This window comes from Vibrio sp. 970 (assembly GCF_033339075.1).
In genome coordinates, this window is the sequence record NZ_JAWOTW010000745.1 from 1 (window position 1) to 534 (window position 534).

General features: G+C 45.9%; 2 protein-coding genes and 1 pseudogene. 2 read left to right on the forward strand and 1 reads right to left on the reverse strand.

Features of this window, described 5'->3' with window-relative positions:
• Together R7Q11_RS28965 and R7Q11_RS28970 are read left to right on the forward strand one after the other, a co-directional pair.
• The coding region (locus R7Q11_RS28965) for a carboxymuconolactone decarboxylase family protein (RefSeq protein WP_225467319.1) at positions 1–163 on the forward strand (163 nt) is incomplete at its 5' end.
• Positions 164–176: 13 nt separating this feature from the next.
• A pseudogene (locus R7Q11_RS28970) lies at positions 177–344 on the forward strand (PhzF family phenazine biosynthesis protein); the annotation flags it as partial.
• A 58-nt stretch (positions 345–402) separates the two neighbouring features.
• On the opposite strand, the gene R7Q11_RS28975 reads toward R7Q11_RS28970, so the two are convergent.
• Positions 403–531, reverse strand: a complete 129-nt coding sequence (locus R7Q11_RS28975) for a DUF2474 domain-containing protein (protein WP_005477337.1) — start codon at positions 529–531, stop codon at positions 403–405.
• Positions 532–534: the final 3 nt, after the last annotated feature.

Genomic DNA, 534 nt, shown 5'->3' on the forward strand with positions numbered 1-534 from the left:
TACTCCACAGCTTAAAGTGCATTTACACGCAGCGCTAAACGTTGGCTGTACGGAAGAAGAGATCAAAGAAGTGATCATACAAATGTCTGTTTACGCAGGATTTCCAGCTGCATTAAATGGCATGTTTGCCTTTAAAGAAGTACTCTCGGAAAGGCAGGTTTAGCTGCCTGCAAGCTCTTGCCACAGGCTCTGCTCAGTGCTCATTAGCGCCTTATTGGTTTGAAAAGCTGGGCAAAGAAAAATTGACGGCTCGTCAGCTATCTCGTTCTGGTGGTTATTTTGAAGTGGCTCGTGGTCCAGAATCTACTATCGTATTGTCTGGACACGTAAAAAATCGGACTTGAATGTAAACGCCTCTAGCTCTTACACAAGATCTAGAGGCATCCATTTAAAAGTGCCGAGCTAAGATTTTAACCCTGCAGCGGTCATCATGACGCGAAACAGCATTGATACGAACCCCAGAGCTAGCACACTGACCGCCCAGATCCCAACCATCCAAGCCCACTGGCGGCACCAATTTTTGATTTTCATACT

Excerpts from the sequence above, each read along its gene's own strand:
- R7Q11_RS28975 (WP_005477337.1), bottom strand. The coding sequence starts at position 531 with ATGAAAATCAAAAATTGGTGCCGCCAGTGGGCTTGGATGGTTGGGATC.